At 71.1% G+C, this 22,116-nt stretch carries 20 protein-coding genes; 16 read left to right on the forward strand and 4 right to left on the reverse strand.

The features are described from left to right. Nucleotides 1-166: 166 nt before the first annotated feature. From CP981_RS27285 to gatB, 12 genes are all read left to right on the forward strand, one after another. Nucleotides 167-709: an LOG family protein gene (locus CP981_RS27285; RefSeq protein WP_085925127.1), complete on the forward strand. Its 543-nt coding sequence runs from the start codon at nucleotides 167-169 to the stop codon at nucleotides 707-709. A gap of 48 nt (nucleotides 710-757) precedes the next feature. Continuing rightward, nucleotides 758-1,447 (forward strand): SDR family oxidoreductase, encoded by a 690-nt coding sequence (locus CP981_RS27290; protein ID WP_085925128.1) that lies wholly within the window; start codon nucleotides 758-760, stop codon nucleotides 1,445-1,447. Between the two features lie 147 nt (nucleotides 1,448-1,594). Next, entirely contained in the window at nucleotides 1,595-1,972 is a 378-nt protein-coding gene (locus CP981_RS27295; RefSeq protein ID WP_085925129.1) for a MarR family winged helix-turn-helix transcriptional regulator, read from the forward strand. Nucleotides 1,973-2,119: 147 nt separating this feature from the next. Further along, a complete protein-coding gene (locus CP981_RS27300) occupies nucleotides 2,120-3,598 on the forward strand; it encodes an MFS transporter (protein ID WP_244329804.1) in 1,479 nt (492 codons plus the stop codon). A 174-nt stretch (nucleotides 3,599-3,772) separates the two neighbouring features. Further along, entirely contained in the window at nucleotides 3,773-4,786 is a 1,014-nt protein-coding gene (locus CP981_RS27305) for a methionine synthase (protein WP_085925215.1), read from the forward strand. Nucleotides 4,787-4,817: 31 nt separating this feature from the next. Continuing rightward, nucleotides 4,818-7,031, forward strand: coding sequence for an NAD-dependent DNA ligase LigA (gene ligA, locus CP981_RS27310; RefSeq protein WP_085925131.1), 2,214 nt, complete (start codon nucleotides 4,818-4,820; stop codon nucleotides 7,029-7,031). A gap of 156 nt (nucleotides 7,032-7,187) precedes the next feature. After that, entirely contained in the window at nucleotides 7,188-9,296 is a 2,109-nt protein-coding gene (locus CP981_RS27315; RefSeq protein WP_085925132.1) for a putative bifunctional diguanylate cyclase/phosphodiesterase, read from the forward strand. Nucleotides 9,297-9,340: 44 nt separating this feature from the next. Further along, nucleotides 9,341-9,703, forward strand: a complete 363-nt coding sequence (locus tag CP981_RS39245) for a hypothetical protein (protein WP_085925133.1) — start codon at nucleotides 9,341-9,343, stop codon at nucleotides 9,701-9,703. Nucleotides 9,704-9,853: 150 nt separating this feature from the next. Further along, on the forward strand, nucleotides 9,854-10,150 hold the full coding sequence (gene gatC, locus CP981_RS27325) for an Asp-tRNA(Asn)/Glu-tRNA(Gln) amidotransferase subunit GatC (protein ID WP_006602950.1): 297 nt from the start codon (nucleotides 9,854-9,856) through the stop codon (nucleotides 10,148-10,150). A 5-nt stretch (nucleotides 10,151-10,155) separates the two neighbouring features. Further along, the gene (gene gatA / locus CP981_RS27330) at nucleotides 10,156-11,649 is read left to right on the forward strand and encodes an Asp-tRNA(Asn)/Glu-tRNA(Gln) amidotransferase subunit GatA (protein ID WP_085925134.1); all 1,494 of its coding nucleotides are present in this window, start codon (nucleotides 10,156-10,158) and stop codon (nucleotides 11,647-11,649) included. A gap of 5 nt (nucleotides 11,650-11,654) precedes the next feature. Then, the gene (locus CP981_RS27335) at nucleotides 11,655-11,888 is read left to right on the forward strand and encodes a hypothetical protein (RefSeq protein ID WP_033266953.1); all 234 of its coding nucleotides are present in this window, start codon (nucleotides 11,655-11,657) and stop codon (nucleotides 11,886-11,888) included. Between the two features lie 16 nt (nucleotides 11,889-11,904). Further along, nucleotides 11,905-13,413, forward strand: a complete 1,509-nt coding sequence (gene gatB, locus CP981_RS27340) for an Asp-tRNA(Asn)/Glu-tRNA(Gln) amidotransferase subunit GatB (protein WP_085925135.1) — start codon at nucleotides 11,905-11,907, stop codon at nucleotides 13,411-13,413. 136 nt (nucleotides 13,414-13,549) lie between these two features. Here gatB and CP981_RS27345 read toward each other — a convergent pair whose 3' ends face one another. The 4 genes from CP981_RS27345 to CP981_RS27360 all read right to left on the reverse strand — a co-directional run bounded on the left by CP981_RS27345 (nucleotide 13,550) and on the right by CP981_RS27360 (nucleotide 16,043). Next, nucleotides 13,550-13,807 carry a hypothetical protein gene (locus CP981_RS27345; protein ID WP_085925136.1) on the reverse strand — a complete coding sequence of 86 codons (258 nt, stop codon included), beginning with the start codon at nucleotides 13,805-13,807 and terminating at the stop codon, nucleotides 13,550-13,552. 66 nt (nucleotides 13,808-13,873) lie between these two features. Continuing rightward, nucleotides 13,874-14,881 (reverse strand): aldo/keto reductase, encoded by a 1,008-nt coding sequence (locus CP981_RS27350; protein WP_085925137.1) that lies wholly within the window; start codon nucleotides 14,879-14,881, stop codon nucleotides 13,874-13,876. A gap of 17 nt (nucleotides 14,882-14,898) precedes the next feature. After that, a complete protein-coding gene (locus CP981_RS27355; protein ID WP_085925138.1) occupies nucleotides 14,899-15,222 on the reverse strand; it encodes a DUF397 domain-containing protein in 324 nt (107 codons plus the stop codon). Further along, a complete protein-coding gene (locus CP981_RS27360) occupies nucleotides 15,219-16,043 on the reverse strand; it encodes a helix-turn-helix domain-containing protein (RefSeq protein ID WP_085925139.1) in 825 nt (274 codons plus the stop codon). The genes CP981_RS27355 and CP981_RS27360 overlap by 4 nt, the downstream gene beginning before the upstream one ends. Nucleotides 16,044-16,217: 174 nt before the next feature. On the opposite strand from CP981_RS27360, the gene CP981_RS27365 reads away from it, so the two are divergent. From CP981_RS27365 to CP981_RS27380, 4 genes are all read left to right on the forward strand, one after another. After that, nucleotides 16,218-16,547, forward strand: coding sequence for an ATP-binding protein (locus CP981_RS27365; RefSeq protein ID WP_244329805.1), 330 nt, complete (start codon nucleotides 16,218-16,220; stop codon nucleotides 16,545-16,547). Between the two features lie 206 nt (nucleotides 16,548-16,753). Further along, nucleotides 16,754-18,862, forward strand: coding sequence for a phosphocholine-specific phospholipase C (locus tag CP981_RS27370; protein ID WP_085925141.1), 2,109 nt, complete (start codon nucleotides 16,754-16,756; stop codon nucleotides 18,860-18,862). Nucleotides 18,863-19,099: 237 nt separating this feature from the next. Further along, nucleotides 19,100-21,334 carry an MMPL family transporter gene (locus tag CP981_RS27375; RefSeq protein WP_085925142.1) on the forward strand — a complete coding sequence of 745 codons (2,235 nt, stop codon included), beginning with the start codon at nucleotides 19,100-19,102 and terminating at the stop codon, nucleotides 21,332-21,334. Nucleotides 21,335-21,463: 129 nt separating this feature from the next. Next, entirely contained in the window at nucleotides 21,464-22,108 is a 645-nt protein-coding gene (locus tag CP981_RS27380; RefSeq protein WP_085925143.1) for a hypothetical protein, read from the forward strand. Nucleotides 22,109-22,116: the final 8 nt, after the last annotated feature.

Raw genomic sequence — 22,116 nt, forward strand, 5'->3', positions numbered from 1 at the left:
GCTTCCCCCCCCACCCCCGAACCCACCCCCCGCCCCCTCCCCCGAAGGGGGAGAGGGGGAGGGGGCGGGGGAGAGCCTTCCGGGGCCCTTGCCCAGAGCTTCGGCCCCCGCCCCCGGCCCCAAGCCCCGCCCCCGTCCCCACCCCACCCGCTCGTAAAGTGACCGCATGAATATCTGCGTTTTCTGCTCCGCCGCCGATCTCGACGACCGTTATGTCACCGCTGCCCGTGAGTTCGCCGAGCTGATCGGCCGGGGTGGGCATGCGTTGGTCTGGGGCGGTTCGGACACCGGCCTGATGAAGGTCATGGCCGACGGGGTGCAGGAGGCCGGCGGAAAGCTGATCGGCGTTTCCGTGGAGTTCCTGGCGCACAAGGTGCGCGAAGGCGCCGATGAGATGGTCGTCACCAAGGACCTCGCCGAGCGGAAGGCGCAGATGCTGGTGCGCGCCGATGCCGTCGTCATCATGGTCGGCGGTACGGGCACCCTCGACGAGGCCACCGAGATCCTGGAGCTGCGCAAGCACGGGATGCACAGCAAGCCGGTGGTGCTCCTCAACACCGCTGGTTTCTACGACGGGTTGAAGCAGCAGTTCCAGCGGATGGAGGCGGAGGGCTTTCTGCCGCTTCCGCTCACCGACCTGGTCTTCTTCGCGGAGGACGGCGTCGGCACGCTGGCCTACCTGGAGGAGAAGGCGGGTATCCAGGGCTGAGCCGCCGGGCCCCCGCGTCCGGCCGTCCCGCTCGTTAGGATCGGGCCCATGGGTACGCACTTGATCACGGGCGCAGGGTCGGGCATCGGAGCGGCGGTCGCACGGCGGCTCGCGGACCGCGGGGAGGACCTGTGGCTGCTGGCGCGCAACGCGGTCCGGGCGAAGGAGCTGGCCGCGCAGTTCCCCGGCGCCCGTACGCTCGTCGGTGATCTCGCCAACCCCGAAAAGCTGTCTTGGGCCTTCGGTCAGCAGCCGCTGCCGGACCGGATCGACTCCCTGGTGCACAGCGCGGGCGTGATCGAGCTGGGGGCGGTCGCCGATCTGCCGGCCAAGTCCTGGCAGCGGCAGCTCGCCGCCAACCTGGTCGCACCCGCCGAGCTCACCCGGCTGCTGCTGCCGCTGGTACGGGTCGCCCAGGGGCACGTCGTCTTCGTGAACTCCGGGGCCGGGCTGAGCGCGCGTGCCCAGTGGGGCGCGTACGCGGCGACCAAGCACGGTCTGAAGGCGCTGGCCGACTCGCTGCGGGCGGAGGAGCACGACAACGGCGTCCGGGTCACGTCGGTCTACCCGGGGCGTACGGCCACGCCGATGCAGGAGAGCACCCACCAGCAGGAGGGCAAGGAGTACGACCCGGCCCGCTGGATCGACCCGGAGTCGGTCGCGACGGCCATCCTCACGGCCATCGATCTGCCGCGGGACGCGGAGATCAACGATGTGTCGGTGCGGCCCGGCCGCTGAGGTCCGGGGCCGCCCCGTCGGCGGTTGTCCACAGCTTTCGTCCGCGCACCGCTGCTTTCCGCCACGGCGACGTACGCTGCATGAGTGACCATTGAAGCGAAGGCGACCGCGGCGGCGGGGTGCGGGTTCCGGGAGATACGGGGGCTCGTGACGGAGCTGAGCCGCCGGCTCGACGCCCATCAGCGCAGCCGGGTCGCCGAGCTCGATCTGACGCCGACGCAGGCCAAGGCACTGGAGGAGCTCGGCGAGCCGAAGACGGCGCGGGAGCTGGCCGCGGTGCTGTGCTGTGAGCCGCCGAATGTCACCTACGTCATCTCCAAGCTGGAGAAGCAGGGCATGGTCGTGCGCCGGCCGCATCCTCTGGACGGGCGCGCCAAGCAGCTCGTACTCACCGAGGCGGGGCGGGAGTTGCGGCTCGATCTGCTGCGGCGGATGGGGACCGCCTCGCCGCTCGATCATCTTTCGCACGAGGAGCGGGCCGCGTTGCGCGACGACCTGCTGAGGGCGCTGGGGCGGGGCGACTGACCGCTCGCGGGGGACTTATTGCGCCCACCGCCGGGGCCCCGGGATGTGCAACGACGCATCCCGGGGCCCCGGCGGTTTCGTATGTGTTCAGCAAAGTTATAGCTGTAACTATTGCCCGCGAAGATAGCTACAGCTTTAACTAAATCCGTGATCAGTGAGAAGGCCGCGCCGTACGCGCCGGCACGCGAGGACGGGACGGTCACCCCAGGTCAGGGCCAGGGCCGGCCGCAGGGCCAAGCCCAGCCACAAGGTCAAGCCCAGGACCGGACACCACCGCCCCGCCGATCCCGCGACGCTGCCCAACTCCTCGTCCTGGCCCTCGGGTTCGTGATGGCGAGCCTGGACACCGGCATCATGAACGTCGCCGCGAACGATCTGCGGGCCCGGCTCGGACTGACCATGTCCGGCCTCACCTGGGTCGTCGACGGCTATGTCCTCGCCTTCGCCGCGCTGCTGCTGCTCGCCGGCTCGCTGGCGAAGCGGTTCGGCGCCCGCCGGATCTATCTCCTCGGGCTTGCTGTGTTCACCGCCGCGTCCCTGCTGGGCGCCGTCGCGCCGAACGGTGCCGTCCTGGTGGCGGCCCGCTTCGTCCAGGGGGCGGGCGCGGCGCTCTTCATGCCCAGCTCGCTGTCGCTGCTGATGCACGCGTTCCCCGAACCGGCGCGCCGGGCGAAGATCCTCGGCATCTGGTCGGCGGTCGTCTCCACCTCCGTAGGGCTGGCGCCCACCATCGGCGGCGTACTGGTCGGCACGCTCGGCTGGCGCAGCATCTTCCTCGTCAACCTCCCCGTCGGGCTGGCCGGCCTGCTGCTGACCCGTCGGGTGATCGCGGCGGTCCCGGCCCGCCGTTCGGCGCTCGGCGGCAGTGGCCATGTCCTGGGGCTACTGGCCCTCGGGGCGCTGAGTTACGCACTCATCGAAGGACCCGGAATGGGCTGGTCCGCGCCGTACGTCCTGGGGGCGTTCGCAGTCGCGGCGGTCGCACTCGCCGGCTTCCTCATCCGTGAACGGGCCGCCCGCACCCAGGTCCTGCCGGTCTCGCTCTTCGCCGACCGCGGTTTCACCGCGGCCAATGCGGTCGGCTTCCTCTTCAACTTCGCCTTCTACGGGGCGCTGTTCGTCCTCGGCCTCTTCCTCCAGGGCGCGCGCGGGGCGAGTCCGGTGACGGCGGGGCTCCAGATGCTCCCGGCCGTCCTGGTCCTCCCGTTCGGCAACATGCTCTACGCCCGGATCGGGCCGCGGATCGGCGACCGCACCGCGCTCACCGCCTCTCTGGCGCTCTCCACCGCCGGTTACGTCCTGCTGTTCCTGCTCCTCGCGCCCGGCCTGCCGTACTGGGTGCTCGCGGTGGTGCTCGCGGTCGCCAACGTCGGCAGCGGGGTCAGCTCCCCGGCGCTGACCGGGGTCCTGATGGCAGCCGCCGGCCGGGAGCACGCCGATATCGGCAGCGCGACCCTCAACGCCAACCGCCAGATCGGCTCCCTGGTGGGGATCGCCGGTATGGGGGCCGTGCTGACAGGGGCGGGCGGCGGCTACCAGGGCGCGGGCTACGCCTTCGCCCTGACGGCGGGCGCGCTGGCGGTCGCGGTCGTGGTCGGCCGGACGGGCATACGCACCCGGACGTGAGCGGCGTCCACGGCCCGGCGTGCGGGACGTACCCGGACGGGTGGGGCGGGGCGTACGCACCTGAGCGTGACCGCCGTACGCATCCGGGCGGGGGGCGGCCCGCGGCGCCGGGGCCGTCCCGGGCGCGCACACCTGGCGCACCCGGCTCAGCACACCGGCGCATACCCTTCCTGGGTGAGCGAGAACAGCACGCAGAAGTGGACCGCGGGCGCGGCGACCGGGATCGGATCGATGCCGGGCGGTGACGCGCGGGAGGCGGCCAGGACCGTCACCGGATCGCTGGAGACCTTCCCGTATCTTCCGGAGCTCCCGGCCCGGGGGCCCGGCGCCGACATGATCGGCCGGACCCTCGGGATGCTGGTCGAGGTCTACGGCCATGTGGAGCCCAGCGGCTGGCGGATCAGCGACCGGCCCGGCCGGGACACCCGGCGGGCCCACTCCTGGCTCGGCGAGGACCTCGACGCCCTGGAGGAGTTCACCCAGGGCTACGAGGGCCCGCTGAAGGTCTCCGCGGTCGGGCCGTGGACCCTGGCCGCCGCCCTGGAGCTGCGCAACGGCGAGGCGGCCGTCGGCGACCCCGGGGCCTGCCGGGATCTTGCGGCGTCCCTGGCGGAGGGGCTGCGCGGCCATCTCGCGGACGTACGGCGGCGGGTCCCGGGCGCGCGGGTCGTGCTCCAGCTCGACGAGCCGTCGTTGACGGCGGTGCTCCAGGGCCGGGTGAAGACGGCGAGCGGCTACCGCACCCACCGGGCGGTGGACCGCGCGGTCGTCGAGGGCGGGCTGCGTGATCTCGTCGGGGCGGCGGAGGGCGGCCCTGTGATCGTTCATTCGTGCGCGCCCGAGGTGCCCTTCGGGCTGCTGCGGCGGGCCGGTGTCACCGGCGTCTCGTTCGATTTCGCACTGCTCACCGAGCGTGAGGAGGAGACGATCGGAGAGGCCGTCGAGGGCGGTACGACGCTGTTCGCAGGCGTGGTGCCGGGCGTGGACAGCCGATTGTCAGACCCTGCCGGTAGCGTCATGGGTGTCAGGACGCTGTGGCGCAGGCTGGGGCTGGCGCCGGGGACTCTCAGCGAGTCCGTGGTGATCACTCCGTCGTGCGGTCTGGCGGGCGCTTCGCCCGCTTATGCCCGCTCTGCTCTCGCCCACTGCGTCCGGGCGGCGAGATCACTCGCAGACAACCCTGAGTGACCGCACTCAAGGACCACGGGAGGACAAGACGGTGGCTGGCGAACACGCAGCGGAATCCGGGGTGCCCGCAGCGGCGCGGGAGAAGCACGCGCAGCTCGCTGAGCAGATCGAGGAGCATCGCTTCCGGTATTACGTGAAGGATGCCCCGGTCATCAGTGACGCGGAGTTCGACAAGCTGCTGCGCTCCCTGGAGGCCCTGGAGGACGAGCACCCCGAGCTGCGCACCCCCGATTCCCCGACCCAGAAGGTCGCCGGGGCCTATGCCACGGAGTTCACCGAGGTCGAGCACCGCGAACGGATGCTCTCGCTCGACAACGCCTTCGACGACGAGGAGTTGGCGGGCTGGGCCGAGCGGATCGCCGGTGAACTGGGCGGCGACCCCAAGAGCGCCAAGTACCACTTCCTGTGCGAGCTGAAGGTCGACGGTCTCGCCGTCAACCTCACCTACGAGCAGGGCCGGCTGACCCGCGCCGCCACCCGCGGCGACGGCCGTACGGGCGAGGACATCACCCCCAATGTCCGTACGATCGCCGAGATCCCGCACCGCCTGAAGGGCGACCGGATCCCGGACCTGGTCGAGGTGCGCGGGGAGGTCTACTTCCCGATGGAGAAGTTCCTCGACCTCAACGAGCGGCTGGTGGCCGACGGCAAGCCGCCGTTCGCCAACCCCCGTAACGCCGCGGCCGGTTCGCTGCGCCAGAAGGACCCCAAGGTCACCGCCGGCCGCCCGCTGCACATGGTCGTCCATGGCGTCGGCGCCCGCGAAGGCCTGGAGATCGACCGCCAGTCGGAGGCGTACGACCTGCTCAAGGAGTGGGGCCTGCCGACGGCCACGCACAACCGGGTCGTCGACTCCCTGGAAGCCGTACGGGAGTTCATCGACCACTACGGCGACGCCGAGCGGCGCCGCACGGCCGTCGAGCACGAGATCGACGGCGTGGTCGTCAAGCTGGACGAGATCCGGCTCCAGGGGCGGCTGGGCTCGACCTCGCGGGCGCCGCGCTGGGCGATCGCCTGGAAGTACCCGCCGGAGGAGGTCAACACCAAGCTGGTCGACATCCGCGTCGGCGTCGGCCGTACGGGCCGGGTCACGCCGTATGCCGTGGTCGAGCCGGTGACCGTGGCCGGCTCGGAGGTGGAGTTCGCCACTTTGCACAACCAGGACGTGGTCAAGGCCAAGGGCGTGTTCATCGGGGACACCGTCGTCATCCGCAAAGCCGGCGACGTCATCCCGGAGATCCTGGGCCCGGTCGTCGATCTGCGGGACGGCAGCGAGCGGGAGTTCGTGATGCCCGCCGAGTGCCCCGAGTGCGGGACGGCGCTCCAGCCCGCCAAGGAAGGCGATATCGACCTGCGGTGCCCCAACGCCCGCGCCTGCCCCGCCCAGATCCGTGAGCGGCTGTTCTACCTCGCCGGCCGCAAGTGTCTGGACATCGAGAATTTCGGCTATGTCGCGGCGACGGCACTCAGCCAGCCGCTGGAGCCCGCGGAGCCGCCGCTGAAGGACGAAGGCGATCTTTTCGGCCTTTCCATCGAACAGCTGCTGCCCATCAAGTCGTATGTCCTCGACCCCGATTCCGGTCTGCCCAAGCGCGACCCGAAGACCGGCGAGGAGAAGGTCGTCACCTTCTTCGCCAACCAGAAGGGCGAGCCCAAGAAGAACGCCCTGGCCATGCTGGAGAACATCCAGGCGGCCAAGCAGCGCCCGCTGGCCCGGATCATCACCGGGCTGTCGATCCGGCATGTGGGCCCGGTGGCGGCAGAGGCGCTGGCACGGGAGTTCCGCTCGATCGACCGCATCCGGGAGGCGGACGAGACGGAGCTGGCCGCCGTCGACGGTGTCGGGGGCACCATCGCCGCCTCCCTGAAGCAGTGGTTCGCCGTGGACTGGCACCAGCAGATCATCGAGAGCTGGCGGGCCGCGGGCGTCCGAATGGAGGAGGAGCAAACGGGTGAGGAGGGCCCGCGGCCACTGGAAGGCGTCACCGTCGTGGTAACGGGCACACTTCAGTCACACACCAGAGATGGCGCGAAAGAGGCCCTCCAGAACCTCGGAGCGAAGGTGACCGGTTCCGTTTCGAAGAAGACCGGATTCGTAGTGGTGGGCGACAACCCTGGTTCGAAGTACGACAAGGCCATGCAGTTGAAGGTCCCCGTGTTGGACGATGATGGCTTCGCGGTGCTGCTGGAGCAGGGTCCTGACGCAGCGCGAGACGTAGCTGTCACTCCACCTGAGGAGGAGTGAGGTGTCACCTCATCGGCGCATACCAGATTGATCCGCGACGCCGGGTCGCATTCGGGCAACCGTCGTGGATGGCTGCCCGTCGCGGCCTTCCGCGGCCTACTGTTGAGGAGTGCGCCTGCCGTGGCGCGGGCACAGCCGGCTGTGAGAGGGATCGGAATGAAACCGACCGACAGCGCCGCTCCGGCGTCGCGGCTCCGGCGGCTCGTCGTGCCCGCGCTGCCCGCGACCATCGTCACCGTGGCGGGCCTCGCGCTCGCCACGGGCGTCATCGTGACCCTCGGCGAAGGTGACGCTCTCTTCCCCGGCCGATCCGTGGGCTGGTCGCTGGCCATCCTCACGGGCATCATCGTCGGCCACCTGGTAGCCCTCGGCCGGGACCGCTGGTGGGGCGGCACGGGTTCCGGCGCCGCCCTCGCCCTCGCCGTCCTGCTGCTCTACGGCTGGGTGCCCGCCGTCCTCGTCAGCCTCTCCGTTGTCGTCCTGGTCGGGGCCGCCCGGCGGCACCGCTGGCGACAGGCCGTGGTGCACGGCGCCGTGGACATCCTCGGTCTCGGCACCGCGGCGCTCGGCCTCGCCGCGTTCGGGGTGGCCTCCAGCGTCCGCCACCCCTGGGCCCCGTCGTCCTGGAACCTCGCCGTCCTCCCCGAAGTCGTCGTCACCGCCGCCGGTTACCTCCTGGTCAGCCGCGGCCTGCTCTGGGTCAGCCTCACGCCCCGCACCGGCCAGCTGCCCGCCATCCCCCGAACGGCCGTGGTCCGGCAGGCACTCGTCGGCATCGCCCTGCTCGGGATCTCGCCGCTGATCGCCGTCTGCGCCATCCACGCCCCCCTGCTGCTGCCGCTGTTCGCGGTCCCGCTGATCGCGCTGGACTCCACGCTCTGGATAGCCCGCGCCCGCGCCGAGGAGCAGCTGCGCGACCCGCTCACCGGCCTGCCCAACCGCCAGTGGCTGCTGGAGCGCACCTGGACCGCCCTGGACGACGCCGAGCGCGTCGGCGCCCGCTCGGCGCTGGTCCTCATCGACCTGGACCGCTTCCGCTCCGTCAACGACACCCTCGGCCACCTCGCCGGCGACCGCCTGCTGCTCCAGATCGCCGACCGGCTGCGGCACGCCCTCCCGCGCGGCGCCGAGGCGGCCCGGCTCGGCGGCGACGAGTTCGCCGTCCTGCTGCCCACCACCGACTCCCTCACCAGCTCCCAACGGGCGGCCCGTCATCTCGTCGCCGCCCTGGGCTCCCCGCTGGACCTCGACGGACTGACCCTCGTGCTCGAAGCCAGCGCGGGGGTCGCCGTCTTCCCCGACCACGCCCTCGACGCCGAGGGGCTGCTGCGCCGCGCCGATGTGGCGATGTACCAGGCCAAGCGCGACCGCAGCGGTGTCGAGCTCTACGAGGCCAAGCGGGACGGCAACACCCCTGACCGGCTCGGCCTGTTGGGCGATCTGCGCCGGGCCCTGGACGCCGGCGACGTCGAGCTGCACTACCAGCCCAAGGTCGGCTTCGACGGGCATGTCGCCGGACTGGAGGCGCTGGTCCGCTGGGTGCACCCGGACCGCGGCCGGGTGCCACCGGACGAGTTCATCGCCATTGCCGAGTCCTCCGGGCTGATGCCCCGGCTGACGGAGTACGTCCTGGAGACCGCGCTGGCCCAGGTGGCGCGCTGGCGCGCGATGGGCCTGGAGGTGCCGGTCGCCGTCAACGTCTCCCCGCGCGATGTGCACTCCCCGGGCTTCGCCGGAGCCGTCGCCGCGCGGCTCGCCCGGCACCGCGTCCCACCCGGCGCCCTCCAGCTGGAGATAACCGAGCATGTCCTCCTGGAGGACCCGCAGCGGGCCGCCGACACCCTCGCCGGGCTCACCGCGCACGGCGTCAAGATGTCCCTCGACGACTTCGGGACCGGCTACTCCTCCCTCGTCCACCTCCGGCGCCTCCCGGTCAGCGAGCTCAAGATCGACCGCTCGTTCGTGGCCCGGCTGGCCGTCGACACCGAGGACGCGGAGATCGTCCGCTGCACCCTCGACCTCGCACACTCCCTCGGCCTCCTGGTCGTCGCGGAGGGCGTGGAGGACGACGAGACCTGGGAGCGGCTGCGTGACCTCGGCTGCGACGCCGTACAGGGCTGGCTGGTGGCCGCGGCGATGCCACCGGACGAAACCACGGCCTGGCTGAGAGCCCGCGGCGAACGCGGCTGGCAGCGCGAATCGGAAACGGCCGCCCTGGCGGCGGAGAAGGCCGCCGAGCGCCCTTCGGGACAGGTCCTGAACTGACCCGGCCACCGGCCGCCCCTTGTCCCCGCTCCGAAGAACAACCCGTGCCGGCCCTCCCGGAGGCTGCGGAACCGTCCGCGGCGCCGGATCACGGTGCGAAGCCCACCGATCCCGACGGCGACGAGCACGACGCCGACGTGCCCGAGGCCACCGATGCCGATGGCAGCGAGCGCGACGCCGACGTGCCCGGGGGCAAGACCGCCGACCCCCCGGCCGGCGATCCCGGCGCCGCCGACGCACGCCCGGAGCCCGCTGCCCCTGCCACACCGATGCCGGACGGGCCCCCGCCGGACCGGCCCGCGCCGCCCGGCCCCGGGACTCAGGTGCCCCGCCCCGCCACACCGCGGGCCGATGAGCGCTCGCCCGGCGGCTCGTCGCCCGGTGACCCGTCCTCCGGCGACCGCTGACCGGCCGCCGCGCGACGGGCCACCGGCGGGCCCGATGCGCGGCGGAAAGGCCCTGCGCAATTCCCATGCAGGTACGCAAGGGGAATGCGAATAGGATTGGGCCCGCATATACAGCCAAGAACACTCCGAGAACCAGCAGAGGATCGCTGCATGCCTGGCATCACGCGCGAGGAGGTCGCCCACCTCGCCCGGCTGGCACGTCTGGAGCTGAAGGCCGAAGAGCTCGACCACTTCGCCGGACAGCTCGACGACATCATCGGCGCGGTCGCCCGCGTCTCCGAGGTCGCCGATCAAGACGTACCGCCGACCTCCCACCCGCTGCCCCTGACCAACGTCATGCGGCCGGACGAGGTCCGTCCGTCGCTGACCCCCGAGCAGGCGCTCTCCGGCGCCCCGGCCCAGGAGCAGCAGCGTTTCAAGGTGCCGCAGATCCTGGGGGAGGAGTGACCGACATGGCAGACCTGATCAAGCTCACCGCCGCCGAGATCGCGGCGAAGATCGCCGCCGGCGAGATCACCGCCGTCGAGGTGACCGAGGCCCACCTGGCGCGCATCGAGGCCGTCGACGAGAAGGTGCACGCCTTCCTGCACGTCGACCGCGAGGGCGCCCTCGCCCAGGCCCGCGCCGTGGACGAGAAGAAGGCCCGCGGCGAGAAGCTCGGCCCGCTGGCCGGTGTTCCGCTCGCGCTCAAGGACATCTTCACGACGGAGGGCATGCCCACCACCGTCGGCTCGAAGATCCTCGAAGGCTGGCTGCCGCCGTACGACGCGACGCTCACCAAGAAGCTCAAGGCCGCCGACGTCGTCATCCTCGGCAAGACCAACATGGACGAGTTCGCCATGGGGTCGTCGACGGAGAACAGCGCCTACGGGCCGACCGGCAACCCCTGGGACCTGACCAAGATCCCCGGCGGCTCCGGCGGCGGCTCCAGCGCCGCCCTCGCCTCCTACGAGGCCCCGCTCGCCATCGGCACGGACACCGGCGGTTCCATCCGCCAGCCCGCGTCCGTCACCGGCACGGTCGGCGTCAAGCCCACCTACGGCGGCGTCTCCCGCTACGGCATGGTGGCGTTCTCCAGCTCCCTGGACCAGGGCGGCCCCTGCGCCCGTACGGTCCTGGACACCGCGCTGCTCCACGAGGTCATCGCCGGGCACGACCCGCTGGACTCCACCTCCATCGACGCGCCGGTCCCGCCGGTCGTCGAGGCGGCCCGCAACGGCAGCGTCGCGGGCATGCGTGTCGGCGTCGTCAAGCAGTTCCGCGGTGAGGGCTACCAGGCCGGTGTCCTCCAGCGCTTCGACGAGTCGGTCGTGCTGATGAAGGAGCTGGGCGCCGAGATCGTCGAGCTGGACTGCCCGTCCTTCGACCTCGCGCTGTCCGCGTACTACCTCATCGCGCCCTCGGAGTGCTCCTCCAACCTGGCCCGCTTCGACGCCATGCGGTACGGCCTGCGGGTCGGCGACGACGGCACCAAGTCCGCCGAGGACGTCACCGCCCTGACCCGTGAGGCCGGCTTCGGCCCCGAGGTCAAGCGCCGGATCATGCTCGGTACGTACGCGCTCAGCTCCGGCTACTACGACGCGTACTACGGCTCCGCCCAGAAGGTGCGGACGCTGATCACCCGCGACTTCGAGAAGGCCTTCGAACAGGTCGACGTGATCGTTTCGCCGACCACGCCGACCACCGCCTTCCCGATCGGCGAACGCGCCGACGACCCGATGGCGATGTACCTCGCCGACCTGTGCACGATCCCCACCAACCTGGCAGGCAACGCGGCCATGTCGCTGCCCTGCGGTCTGGCTCCCGAGGACGGGATGCCGGTGGGCCTTCAGATCATCGCTCCTGCCATGGCCGACGACCGGCTCTACAAGGTCGGTGCCGCGGTCGAGGCCGCGTTCACCGCCAAGTGGGGCCATCCGCTGCTCGAGGAGGCACCTGCACTGTGACCGCCATGACCAAGAAGGCCAAGAACTTCAAGAAGTCCAAGTCCGGTCTGTACCTGTCGATCGGCAGCACCGCGTTCGGCGCCATCAGCGTCGCCAAGCAGGCCAAGCTGGCCCGCAAGGAGAACGACACGCTCCGCCTGATCGATGCCGCCGTTTCGGCCGCGGCGATCGTCACCGGCCTGGCGATCCTCTACCGCGAACTGAAGCGCCTGGGCGACGACGACGTCCTGCTGGGCTGAGAGGGAAAGTTTCACCGTGACTGTCACTGACCTGGTGTCGTACGAGGACGCCCTCGCGACGTACGACCCCGTCATGGGCCTGGAGGTCCATGTCGAGCTCGGCACCAACACCAAGATGTTCTGCGGCTGTTCCACCGCTCTCGGCGCGGACGCCAACTCGCAGACCTGCCCGACCTGCCTGGGCATGCCCGGCTCGCTGCCCGTCGTCAACGCGATCGGCGTCGAGTCCGCGATCAAGATCGGCCTGGCGCTGAACTGCTCCATCGCCGAATGGTGCCGCTTCGCCCGGAAGAACTACTTCTATCCGGACATGCCGAAGAACTTCCAGACCTCCCAGTACGACGAGCCGATCGCCTTCGACGGCTACCTCGACGTGCAGCTGGAGGACGGGGAGATCTTCCGGGTGCACATCGAGCGCGCCCACATGGAGGAGGACACCGGCAAGTCCACCCACATCGGTGGTGCCACCGGCCGTATCCAGGGTGCCCGGCACTCCCTCCTGGACTACAACCGCGCCGGCATCCCGCTCATCGAGATCGTCACCAAGCCCATCGAGGGCGCGGGCGAGCGGGCCCCCGAGGTCGCCAAGGCGTACGTCGCCGAGCTGCGCGAGCTCATCAAGGCGCTCGGCGTCTCCGAGGCCCGGATGGAACAGGGCCAGATGCGCTGCGACGTGAACCTGTCGCTGCGCCCCAACGGCACCGAGACGTTCGGTACGCGTTCGGAGACCAAGAACGTCAACTCCCTGCGTTCCGTGGAGCGTGCGGCCCGCTTCGAGATCCAGCGGCACGCCGCGGTGCTCTCGTCCGGCGGCACGATCATCCAGGAGACCCGGCACTTCCACGAGGAGGACGGCTCCACGACGGCCGGCCGCATCAAGGACAACGCCGAGGACTACCGCTACTTCCCCGAGCCGGACCTCGTGCCGGTGGCCCCCTCGCGTGAGTGGGTCGAGGAACTGCGGGCCACGCTCCCCGAGCTGCCGCGGGTCCGCCGCAACCGGCTGCGCGAGGAGTGGGGCATCTCCGAGCACGACATGCAGTCGATCCTCAACGCGGGCGCGGTCGACCTGATCACCGCCACCGTCGACGCCGGCGCGGACTCCGCCTCGGCCCGTAAGTGGTGGATGGGCGAACTGGCCCGCCGCGCCAACGAGGACGCCGTGGAGCTGGCCGCCCTGCCGATCACCCCCGAGCAGGTCGCCCGGGTCACCGCGCTGGTGACCGACGGCTCCCTCAACGACAAGCTGGCCCGCCAGACCATCGAGGGTGTGCTGGCCGGCGAGGGCGACCCGGACACCGTCGTCGAGAAGCGCGGCCTGAAGGTCGTCTCCGACGAAGGCGCCCTGGGCACCGCTGTCGACGAGGCGATTGCAGCCAACGCGGGCATCGCCGACAAGATCCGCGGCGGCAAGGTGGCCGCGGCCGGCGCCCTGGTCGGCGCGGTCATGAAGGCCACCCGCGGCCAGGCGGACGCGGCCCGCGTCCGCGAGCTCATCCTGGAGAAGCTGGGCGTCGAGGGCTGACGCGCCACTTCTTGTGCACGACGGTGAGCGGCCGTCCTTCCCGAGGAATCACTCTTGGGGAGGGCGGCCGCTTTCTGCTCAGCAGGGCGAGAACGTCTGTCTGCCCGCCCCCGTGTGGCGCCTCACCGGGCGGCCGTCACTCCGCGAAGAGCCAGCCACCACCGAAGGCCGCGACCAGCAGCCCGGCACACGCGGTGAACGTCATCCACGCCCTCTCCTTGCGCCACCCGACGACTGCCAGCAGGGCGCAACACACCAGGAACAGATCTGTCACGAGGAGCTCCACGCGGGGCGCACCTTTGGCGACGCCGACGACGGCCGCCACCGTGACCAGCAGCGCAAGTCCGCTGGTCCCCAGCGCGATACGGCGCGGGTAGTCATTCCTGATCAACACTGTTCGGGATCCTTCCCGGGGTGGGTGGCGGGCGCGGCCCGCAGGCCGTCCCCTCCTGATCCCGGCTCAGTGGCCCAGGCGTTCCAGGGCGGCGAGCGGATAGCGTTCCCCCGCCACGGCGCCGTCGGGCACGGTGGTGCGGAGCAGGGCCAGCTGGTCCGGGCTCAGCTTGATCCCGGCCGCCGCCGTGTTCTCCTCCAGGTAGGTACGGCGCTTGGTGCCGGGGATCGGCACGATGTCCTCGCCCTGGCCGAGCAGCCAGGCGAGGACGGCCTGCGCCGGGGTGCAGCCGATGGACTCGGCGGCGGCGCGCACGGCCCGGACGAGGCGCAGATTGCGGTCGATGTTCTCCTCGGCGAACCGCGGCCACCGCCGTCGGGTGTCCTCGGCGGTCAGCTCGTCCCGTGCGGCGAGCGCGCCGGTCAGCATGCCGCGCCCCAGCGGTGAGTACGCCACGATGCCGATGCCGAGTTCCCGGCAGGTCGCGAGCATCTCGCCCTCCACGACCTCGCGGGTGAAGAGGGAGTACTCCAGCTGTATGGCGCTGATGGGGTGGACGGCGTGCGCCCGGCGCAGCGTCTGCGGGCTGACCTCGCTGAGGCCGAGGCTGCGTACGGCACCGTCGGCGACCAGCTCCGCCATCGCGCCGACCGTCTCCTCGATGGGGACGGCCGGGTCGCGGCGGTGCAGGTAGTAGAGGTCGATACGGTCCGTGCCGAGGCGGCGCAGCGAGGCGTGACAGGCCTCGCGCACCCAGGCGGCGGAGGAGTCGACCGCGTTCACCCGCCCGGTGGCGGCGTCGTGCCGCAGCCCGAACTTGGTCGCGATGACGAGCCCGTCCCGCAGCGAGGCCGTACGGCTGTGCAGCCAGCGGCCGAGGAACTCCTCGTTGGCGCCGCGCCCGTAGGCGTCCGCGGTGTCGAGCAGGGTGACACCGAGCTCGGCCGCGCGATCGAGGGTGCGGAGCGACTCGGCGTCGTCCGGGACGCCGTACGAGGTCGACATCCCCATACAGCCGAGGCCGAGGGGGGAGACGGCCGGGCCGCCGTGTGCGCCCAGCGTGCGGGGCTTCATGTCCCCTTCCGCGCTGGTCACTTGGTGACCGAGGTGAGGAATGTGGACCAGGCGGCGGCGCTCAGGGTGAGTATCGGGCCGCCGGGGTTCTTGGAGTCACGGATGTGTACTGCGTGGGGGCAGGTGGCTACCTCAAGGCAGTCGCCGCCCGCACTACCGCTGTAGGTGGACTTGTGCCAGTCGTAGGCGACCTCGACGCAGTTGCCGCCTTCGCTGGCGCTGTGGCTCGACTTCCGCCATTCGTAAGCCACTTCGATGCAGTTGCCGCCTGCACTGCCGCTGTAGCTGGACTTGAACCAGTTCAGTCCGTGAGAGAAGCGCTGGGCTGCTGTGCTGGTCATGACTCTCCTAGCAAGTCGTCCAGCAGGCTCTTCGTCTCCTCAGGGGTGAGGGCCTGCGACCGCAGCATCCCATATGCCTGTTGATACACGCTGACCTTATCCGGGTCGTCGACCAGGAAGCTGATCCGTTGGGCCTCGATGTAGGCGAGGTACTCGTGGTCGGGGGTCTCCAGCAGGACCAGCGGCCCGTCCAGCGAGGCATGCGTGCGACGGGCCGTCGGCATGACCTGGAGTCCTAAGAAGGGGAGTTCGGCGCACGCACGGAGATGGCGGAGCTGGGCGCGCAGGATCTCCGGGCTGCCGATCGGCCGGTGGAGCACCACCTCCTCCAGGACGAAGTTGAGCATGGGCTGAGGCTTTTTGCGCTCCAGCAGCTTCTGTCGGCTGAGACGTCCCGAGAGCCACACCTCTACCTCATCTTCGTCGAGCGGCGGGTAGAGGGAGTCGAAGGTGGCTTGCGCATAGGGCTCGGTCTGCAACAGACCGGGCACCACCTGGTTTTCGTACGACAGAAACGTAAGCGCCGCCTCCTCATGCTCCACCAAGTCCTGAACGAACGCCGGCAGCTTCTCCCTCTCCGGGACCTTTGCCACCGCGACCGCCAACGCCCCCTTGGTGTCGAGGATTTCGTCCAGCGTCTCGGCCAGGTCGAGCTTGAGTGGTCGGCGGCCCTGCTCGATGGAGCCGATGGTGTCCTCGTGGAGTCCGACCCGTTCGGCCAGTTCGGGCTGGGTGATGTGGGCGGCCCTGCGGAAGTGACTCAGTAGGGCGCCGATCACATGCCAGGACGTGATTTTCTTCGGTTTGTTCGCCGGTTGCATGCGCTCTGCCTTCCCCTCCCTGTGACGGCATGACAAGCCAGAAGTCGTACAGCGGATCTGTACGACCTGACACTGTGGTCCAGAATAGTTACGCACTGTGACAGTGGCGCCAGGCAAAAGGAGATCCAGACGCTCTGTGCCCGTACGGTGTGCTACCGGCGGGAGCGCCGATCCGTGGCGCTGGCCAGGGAGTTCGCCCGTACCGCGCTCGTCGAATGGGACCTGGAGCGACGGGCGGACGAGGTGCTGCTGTGCGTCAGTGAACTGGCCACCAATGCCCTGCTGCACGGCGTGCCGCCCGGTCGTGAGTACCGGCTGCGGCTGGTGCTGGGTGAGGACGGGCTGCTGCGGGTCGAGGTGCACGACAGCGGGGCGGAAGCGGACTGGGGGCGGGGGCTGTTGCTGGTGTCCGCGCTCGCGGACAAGTGGGGGGTGGGGGAGCGCGCTCCAGGCAAGATCGTGTGGTGTGAGTGGTGGCCGGACTTCTGGAGCGGCCCACGGTGACCGGGGCGGGCGGCCGTCGCGGGCCGGCGGCAGCCCGTGGTGGCGGCGGCCTTGGTCGGCACGCCGTGTTTCCCGAAGTTGTCACCCTGTTGCCTATCGCCGGTCACGGGAGTCCATTAACGTCCCGGTCGCACCATCTCAATGGGCTGATTGCGGACCATTGAAGGGTCTGTGGCTGCCGTGGACGGACAACCGGGAGGTCGGGCGTGGCACCGGAGGTATCTCGTAGACGCGTACTGGGAGTAGGAGCGGCCGCGGCGGGCGCGGCGATGGCCGGGTCGCTGCTGCCACCGTCGTTGCAGCAGGCGCTGGCGGACGACGCGGCGCGGCCGGCGCGCGGCGGGGGGCTCGCGGACATCCGGCATGTGATCGTGCTGATGCAGGAGAACCGCTCCTTCGACCACTACTTCGGGATGCTGCGCGGGGTGCGCGGCTATGCCGACCGCAACGCGATCGAGCTGCCCGGCGGCCGGAGCGTCTACGAGCAGCCGGGGCTGCTGGGCGCCGGGACCGTGCTGCCCTTCTCGGTGCGCGAGGCGGCCGCCGCGCAGAAGAAGGACCGGCAGTACATCGGCGCCCTGGACCACGGCTGGGACGGCGGGGCACGGGCGTGGAACGGCGGCTGGATGAACAACTGGGTCACCGCCAAGACCGCGGCCACCATGGCCCACTACGATCGGCAGGACGTCCCGCTGCACTACGAGCTCGCGGACACCTTCACCGTCTGCGACGCGTACCACTCCTCGATCCACTCCTCGACCAGCCCCAACCGCAACCACCTGGTGAGCGGTTGGACGGGCTACGAGCCCAACGGGAAGCGGGCGGTGGGCAATGACGCCTACGAGGAGGACACCCACCCCGGCTACACCTGGACCACCTACGCCGAGCGGCTGGAGAAGGCCGGCCGCAGTTGGCGCGTCTATCAGGAGTGGGACAACTTCACCGACAACAACCTGGAGTTCTACGCGCGCTTCAAGACGGTCGCGAAGAAGGCCCTGGCCAAGGTGGACGGGGTGCGGAACATGACCGCCTTCTACATGACGCTGGCGGGCGCCGACGAGGCCGGGCGCACACGGCTCAAGGGGCTCCTGGAGGAGGGCGTCAAAGGGCTGAGCCGCGCGGAGCGGAGTCTGTTCGAGCGGGCGCTGCGGCGGGGCGAGCCGGACACCCTGGCGGCCGCGTTCGCCGCGGACGTGGCGAGCGGCAGGCTGCCCGAGGTGTCGTACCTCGTGCCGTCCGCGGCCGATTCCGAGCACCCCGGTTCGTCCTCACCGGTCGAGAGCGCCACCCTCGTCTACCAGGTGCTGGACGCGCTCGGCCGGAACCCGGACGTCTGGCGGCACACCGCGCTCTTCCTGACCTATGACGAGAACGACGGGTTCTTCGACCATGTGCCGCCCCCGGTACCGCCCGCCGGGACCGACGGGGAATTCTGGGACGGCCGGCCGACCGGTCTGGGTATCCGGGTGCCGATGCTCGTCATCTCGCCGTGGACGGTCGGCGGCCACGCCTGCTCCCAGGTCTTCGACCACACCTCGATCACCCGCTTCCTGGAGCGCTGGACGGGGATCGAGGAGCCCAACATCAGCGCCTGGCGGCGCACCGTCTGCGGCGATCTGACCGCCGCCTTCGACTTCTCCCGTGGGCGGCGGCAGCCGTCGGTGCGGCAACCCGGCGCGATCCCGGCGTTCAGCGGGCGCTGGGCACCGCAGCCGCCGGTCCGGCAGGCGCTGCCGCAGCAGGAGCGCGGCGTCCGGCCGGCCAGGGCGCTGCCCTACCAGCCCGACGCCGACGGCGGCTTCGATCCGGGAGCGGCGGTCTTCCGGATGGCCGTCCGTAATACCGGCCGGGCCTCCGTCCATCTGGCGCTCTATCCGTACGCGAAGGAATTCGATGCGCCGCAACACCGGGACGTACGGGGGAAGGGGCGGTGGGAGGTGCCGGTGAAGGACGGTGTGTACCGCTTCACGGTGACCGGGCCGAACGGGTTCCGGCGGGAGTTCGCCGGGACCGGGCAGGGCGCCGCCGCGGCCGTCACGATCAGTACGCGGATCGACGCCGGGCGGCAGGAGCTCCATCTGACCGTCACCAACCCCGGCCGCACCGAGCTGACCTGCACCCTCACGCCGCTGGCCTATACGGACAGCGCGCCGCGCACGGTGCGGGTGAAGGCCGGCGCCAGCCGCACCGTCGCGTATCCCGCCGCGGCCGCGCACGGCTGGTACGACCTCCGCCTCACGGTCGCCGAGGACCCGTCCTTCCACCGGCGGCTCATGGGGCATGTCGAGAACGGCAAGGAGTCGGTCACCGGCTGAGACGCGGTATACGGGGGCGGGGCCCGGGGCGGGACGGAGTTCCCTATTCCCGGCTCTTTGTGGGGAATTCCACAAAGAGGTCAAAGGATCTTTTCCGGCTGACATCCTGCCCCGGGGGTGGACCGAGCGCTTCCGCTTGTGCGGGTGCGACGGCCTGCCCCGTCCCCGTACATCCGCGTTCGGCACCGCCCGCCCCCGGGAGATATCGACGCCCAACCCGGGAAGCAGACGAGGTCCGTGACCGCTCTGGCTCGGTGGTGTCTCCGGCGCCGCATCGTGGTGATCGTGCTCTGGCTCGCCGCCTTCGCGGGGGTCGCCGTCGCGGCGGGGGTGACCGGGGCCGCGTACTCGAACAACTACGAGGTGCCGGGGACCGAATCCGGGCAGGCGAGCGCCCGTATGGCGAAGGCCTTCCCGGACCGCTCCGGGGACGGCGACACCCTCGTCTGGCACACGGCCTCCGGAACGGTGCGCTCCGGCGCCGTCGAGAAGACGATGCGGCACACCCTGAAGGAGATCGCCCAGCTGCCCGGCGTCTCCGAGGTGCAGAGCCCCTACGGCAAACACGGCGCGGGCGGCGACGGCACGCGGCAGATCAGCAGGGACGGGCACACCGCCTACGCTTCCGTGATCTTCGACCGGCCCACCGACGAACTGAACGCCGCCCAGGTCCGGAAGGTCGTCGACACCGCGCAGCGGGCGTCCGGCCGGGGCCTCCAGGTCGAGCTGGGCGGCGCCGGGATCGCGCTGACCGAGGCGCCGCGCGCCCAACTGGCGGAGATCATCGGGCTGGGCGCCGCGGCCGTGGTGCTCTTCCTCGCCTTCGGCTCGCTCGCCGCCACCTTCCTGCCGATCGTCACCGCGCTCGCTGCCGTCGGCACCGCCTCGGCCGGTATCACCCTGCTCAGCCACGCCATGACCGTCGCCGACTTCGCCCCGATGCTCGGCATGCTGATCGGGCTCGGCGTCGGCATCGACTACGCGCTGTTCATCGTCACCCGGCACCGCAAGGGCCTGCGGGCGGGCCTGCCGGTCGAGGAGGCCGCCACCCGGGCCGTCGCGGTATCCGGGCGCGCGGTCGTCTTCGCCGGTGCCACGGTCTGTATCGCGCTGCTGGGCATGCTGATCCTGCGGCTGAGCTTCCTCAACGGCGTCGCGCTCGCCGCCTCGCTCACCGTCGTCCTGACCGTGGCCGCCGCCATCACCCTGCTGCCGGCGCTGCTCGGGCTGATCGGGATGCGGGCGCTGAGCCGTCGCGAGCGGCGCCGGCTGGCCGAGCACGGACCGCGGCCCGAGCGGCCCACCGGGATCGCCGCCCGTTGGTCCGGCTTCGTCGAGCGGCACCCCAAACTGCTGGGCACCCTCGCGGCGGCCGTCATGCTCGTCCTGGCACTGCCGACCTTCGGCCTCCATCTGGGCAGCTCCGACCAGGGCAACAACCCGGCCACCTCGACCACCCGCAAGGCGTACGACCTGCTCGCGGGCGACGGCCACGGGAGCGGCTTCGGCCCCGGCTTCAACGGGCCGCTGACGCTCGTCGGCACCCTGGACGGCGCCAAGGACCGGGTCGCGTTCTCGGACCTGCCGGACCGGCTGCGGGACACCCCGGGCGTCGCCCAGGTCAGCCGTCCCGCGTTCGACGGCAACCACAGCACCGGCGTGATCACCGTCGTACCCACCACCTCACCGCAGTCCCGGCAGACCTCCGACCTGGTGGAACGTCTGCGGACCGAGGTGCTGCCGGAGGCCGGGGGCACGAGCACGCTGCGCGTACAGGTCGGCGGGATCACCGCGAGCTACGACGACTTCGCGTCCGTCATCGTCGGCAAGCTGCCGCTCTTCATCGGCGTCGTGATCGCGCTGGGCTCGGTCCTGCTGCTGCTCGCCTTCCGCAGCATCGGCATCCCGCTCAAGGCCGCGCTGATGAACGTCGCCGCCGTGGCCTCGTCCTTCGGGATCGTGGTCGCGGTCTTCCAATGGGGCTGGGGCAGCGAACTGCTGGGACTCGGCAGCGCCGGCCCGGTCGAACCCTTCCTGCCGGTCATCATGGTGTCGGTGCTCTTCGGCCTGTCCATGGACTACCAGGTGTTCCTGGTCTCCCGGATGTACGAGGAGTGGCAGCTGACGCACGACAACCGCCGGGCGGTACGGGTCGGCCTCGCCGAGACCAGCCGCGTGATCAACTCGGCGGCGGTCATCATGATCGCGGTCTTCGGGGCCTTCATCCTCAGCGGCGACCGGATCATCGCGATGTTCGGCATCGGCCTGGCCGGCGCCGTCGCCCTGGACGCCTTCGTACTCCGTACGCTGCTGGTGCCCGCCCTGATGCATCTGCTGGGCGGCGCCAACTGGTGGCTGCCGTCCTGGCTCGACCGGTGGCTGCCCCGGATCAGCATCGAGCCGCCGCCGGAGCCGGGCGCGGTGCGGCTGCCCGGCCCCCAGGACGGGGAGAAACCGCTGGTGGGGGTGTAGCCACCGGCCCCGGGCCGGCCCCGAGCCGCCTCCGGGCGCCGCCCCCGCGGTCGGCGTGTCGCCGTCCGCCGCGCGCTCGGCGCCGCGGTTCTCATCCGACTCTCAGACGGGACGCCTACGGTCGCGCCCATGGGTACCAGGACGACCGAGAAGCGAACCGACGACGAGAAGACCGTGCCGGCGCAGACCGCCACGGAGACCGCCGAGATTCCGGAGGCCACCGAGGCCGAGGCGGCCGGCAAGGCCGCCGCCAAGGCCGACGAGCAGGCCGATGACAACGCCGCCCTCGCCGCGCAGGACGAGGCCAGTGACCTCGGCGCGGACGACGGCACCGACGAGCCCGTCGACGGCACGGACACCGCGCCCGTAGTGGCCTCCACCGGGATCGCCGCCGGTGCCGGTGCCGTCGTCGCCGCGGGGCTCGGCCTCGCGTCCGTCACCGGCACCTGGCTCGGTACGACGATGGCCGAGCGGGCGAACCTGATGGGCCAGATCAAGCTCCAGTCGGGCAAGGCCAGCGACCAGATCGCCGCCGTCTACGGCGCCTCCTGGCACACCAACGCCATGGTCAACGGGGTCTTCGCGCTCCTGGCCGTGATCGCCGCCGCGGTGGCGCTGACCCGCAGCCGCGCCACCTGGGTGCGGGCCGTCGCCTTCGGCGGACTGGCCCTGGGCGTGCTGGGGATCCTGATCTCCGCGGGCATGTACCTCGACCTGTTCGGCAGCATGCCGACCGTGCCCAAGGCCCCGCCCGGCGGACCCGCCGCGCCGTAGGGCACCGC

It is taken from the genome of Streptomyces platensis (genome assembly GCF_008704855.1).
GTDB classification, from domain to species: Bacteria; Actinomycetota; Actinomycetes; order Streptomycetales; family Streptomycetaceae; genus Streptomyces; species Streptomyces platensis.

Excerpts from the sequence above, each read along its gene's own strand:
- CP981_RS27285 (WP_085925127.1), top strand. The coding sequence starts at position 167 with ATGAATATCTGCGTTTTCTGCTCCGCCGCCGATCTCGACGACCGTTAT.
- CP981_RS27290 (WP_085925128.1), top strand. The coding sequence starts at position 758 with ATGGGTACGCACTTGATCACGGGCGCAGGGTCGGGCATCGGAGCGGCG.
- CP981_RS27315 (WP_085925132.1), top strand. The coding sequence starts at position 7,188 with ATGAAACCGACCGACAGCGCCGCTCCGGCGTCGCGGCTCCGGCGGCTC.
- gatC (WP_006602950.1), top strand. The coding sequence starts at position 9,854 with ATGCCTGGCATCACGCGCGAGGAGGTCGCCCACCTCGCCCGGCTGGCA.
- gatA (WP_085925134.1), top strand. The coding sequence starts at position 10,156 with ATGGCAGACCTGATCAAGCTCACCGCCGCCGAGATCGCGGCGAAGATC.
- CP981_RS27335 (WP_033266953.1), top strand. The coding sequence starts at position 11,655 with ATGACCAAGAAGGCCAAGAACTTCAAGAAGTCCAAGTCCGGTCTGTAC.
- CP981_RS27350 (WP_085925137.1), bottom strand. The coding sequence starts at position 14,881 with ATGAAGCCCCGCACGCTGGGCGCACACGGCGGCCCGGCCGTCTCCCCC.
- CP981_RS27355 (WP_085925138.1), bottom strand. The coding sequence starts at position 15,222 with ATGACCAGCACAGCAGCCCAGCGCTTCTCTCACGGACTGAACTGGTTC.
- CP981_RS27360 (WP_085925139.1), bottom strand. The coding sequence starts at position 16,043 with ATGCAACCGGCGAACAAACCGAAGAAAATCACGTCCTGGCATGTGATC.
- CP981_RS27380 (WP_085925143.1), top strand. The coding sequence starts at position 21,464 with ATGGGTACCAGGACGACCGAGAAGCGAACCGACGACGAGAAGACCGTG.